The organism is Ruminococcus sp. OM04-4AA, assembly GCF_003462585.1.
In the GTDB taxonomy this organism is placed as follows: Bacteria; Bacillota; Clostridia; order Lachnospirales; family Lachnospiraceae; genus Mediterraneibacter; species Mediterraneibacter faecis.
Map to the genome: position 1 here is coordinate 1 of NZ_QTZH01000116.1, position 2,630 is coordinate 2,630.

The 2,630-nt window shown below is 41.1% G+C and carries 2 protein-coding genes; both read right to left on the minus strand.

The window, feature by feature from the left end:
• Positions 1 to 144: 144 nt before the first annotated feature.
• The gene (locus DXB52_RS16280; protein ID WP_181989233.1) at positions 145 to 318 is read right to left on the minus strand and encodes a hypothetical protein; all 174 of its coding nucleotides are present in this window, start codon (positions 316 to 318) and stop codon (positions 145 to 147) included.
• A gap of 3 nt (positions 319 to 321) precedes the next feature.
• Positions 322 to 2,630, minus strand: a 2,309-nt coding sequence (locus DXB52_RS15385) for an RHS repeat-associated core domain-containing protein (RefSeq protein WP_472520518.1), incomplete at its 5' end; no start/stop codon positions are given.

The following is a 2,630-nucleotide window of genomic DNA, read 5'->3' on the forward strand; positions in this document are numbered from 1 at the left end:
AGGATGCAAAAAATACATAATTTCTATTTTTTTGAATGCTTCCTTCACACTTTCGAGAATATATTAAAGAATTGTTTCTTCTTTTAAATCCATTCATTTGCAGCACTTCCCGATAATTGTGGATATATATGTGCTAATGCATGGTTATAATACGAAGGATGCAAAAAATACATAATTTCTATTTTTTTGAATGCTTCCTTCACACTTTCGAGAATATATTAAAGAATTGTTTCTTCTTTTAAATCCATTCATTTGCAGCACTTCATCTAATTGTGATTCTGCCATATTTAAAATCGTATTTTTTACATCCTTATCCATAAACTATCTCCTTATTGTTATGCTATGCGTAATTGTAATACCTTCACTCTGCCCTACACCTATTGCTGGATTACTCTTACTAATTCGGTTGTCAAATTCCCGTTGAGCTTTCGTCTTCTGAGCTTTTCCTGATTTCACTTCTAACCCTATATATTCCTCATCCGGGGTAATTGCTGCACCATCATATACTCTAACCTGTCCAGTATTGTCTTTTGTATAAATTCTACCTTTCCTCACTCCCCATCCCTCTTTCTTACTTATTACATCCCAAACTTTTTCTTCTGCTTGTCCACCTGCCCTTTCACTTCCTTTAGGACTTGCAAATTTCCCGTTTGGTGTTCTCCATCCATTATTCCATTTTACCTCTGAACTTGCTTCTTGTTTTTTGGATGCAAAAAATTGCAAATTCATTGACATTTGTTTATTTTCAGATACATTAGATTCTACATTTTTTACAAAATTAGAATCCTTGGTTGTCTTTTTCCAATCATCTGTGATTCCTTTTCTAGATAAAAGCATCCCCGTCCCAAAATCTTTTGCGACTGTTCCTACTGATACATCTCTACCATGCGCTAAATCATCAACTGTTCCAACTGCCGTATCTGCCACATTTTCAAGTGCACTCTTGGCTAATGGATTCTTCAGTGCTGATGAAGCAGTACTACTTGCCAAAGATCCTGTCGCAGCTCCAACACCGCCTGACACTGCACCGCCAATCGTACCCCATAAGAACCCATCGGCTGCACCACTTATAAATCCTTCTCCGCTAGCTGCACTTGAAATACCACCAAGAACTGCTCCGGTTCCTCCGCCGATCAAGGCACCACTTAATGCACCTCCGGCAATCACCGCTGCTGCTCCACCTGTAAGAACAGTTGCTGCCGCAAGACCTCCAAGGATTACTCCACCTGCAACAACCTTTTTCACTGCGCTCCAATCTACTTTTCCCAAAAGAGAGGAAATACGGTTATTGGTTGTACACATTTCTTTATGAATTGTTGCACGAATCTCGCTGGTTCGTTCGGCTGCATAGGATTTAAACGAGCTATAGACTTTCTTCGCTCCATTTCCCACATAACTGAAACCGCCTCGTATTCCGCCATTGCTTACCGCTTTCACAAATCCAGATCCGGCAGATGCTACTTTCTGATAAGTCTGTTTTGCTTTTTTCTTGACGGTGTTTTTTGCCTGTTGGATTACCTGCTTTGGATGGGACACTGTATTTTGCACCCATTTAGCAGCCGATTTTACTCCACTGACAACTGTTTTTGCAACACTCTTCGCAGCTTTTGTAACCGTTTTTACTGCTTTTTTCGCCGCACTCTTAATCCTGCCCCATAATGAATGTCCTGTTGGGTCACTGTAATTCAGCGGATTATTGGTCGTATAATCGTAGCGGTTTCTGGTCAGTGGATTTTCTGTCGTTCCAAGGTCACTATCTTCAGTTGTAAAGGTTCCGTTCTCTGCGTTATAGTATCTTGCCCGCAGATACTGAAGTCCTGTTTTTACATTTGTGGACTCCCCATTGTAACCGTAATAATTGACTCCATCTGCGGTTCCTGATGTAAGATTTCCGTATGGATCATACTGATAGCTGTTCGTCAGATTAGCTGTTTCGGTCAGGATTCCGGTCACGCTGTTTCTTCCGTCATATAAATAATAACTGCTTTCTGTGGATTTATCAACGCTTATACGTTCTCCGATTCCACTTTCTCCATAAGTATAAGTCTGACGGATTTTCTCGTCTGCTCCATACTCTGCGAGGACTTCTGTATTCTCACGATTGATATCGTTGATATACTCTGTCAGTGTATAACCTTTGGCATTTGAACCGCCTTTTACCAGAGATGCAAGCTGTTCTTTCGGACTGTCTCCATCTTCTGTACGCTGGTTCTCCGGAATCAGGACTTCATCGCCATAACAGTCTTCCCATTTATAGGTGTTATCCAGTTCGAATACCCGGTTGTTATCTCCATCGTACATGGCTGCCATTAGGACTGTTCCACCCTGTTTTACCACTGCCAGACGATTTTCTGCTGTATATTCATAAGTAACCGGATCAGCACTGTTTGTCTTATCGCATTCCTGAATCAGATTGCCATCTTCATCATAGCTGTAGGTTGTTCCCGGATCGCCCCAGATCTTTGCATTGGTCCGCTTGATGAGCTGGTTGGAATCGTTATACTTGTAATTATATTTTGCTTTGCTGACACCATCTTCAATCTTCTCATAAGAAGTCCGGTTTCCGATCTTGTCATACGTATAATTATGGACTGTCTTTTTACCGCCCTCTGCTTTTTCTGTACAGCGTG

Coding starts and splice junctions, on each gene's coding strand:
- DXB52_RS16280 (WP_181989233.1), bottom strand. CDS start 318: ATGGATAAGGATGTAAAAAATACGATTTTAAATATGGCAGAATCACAA.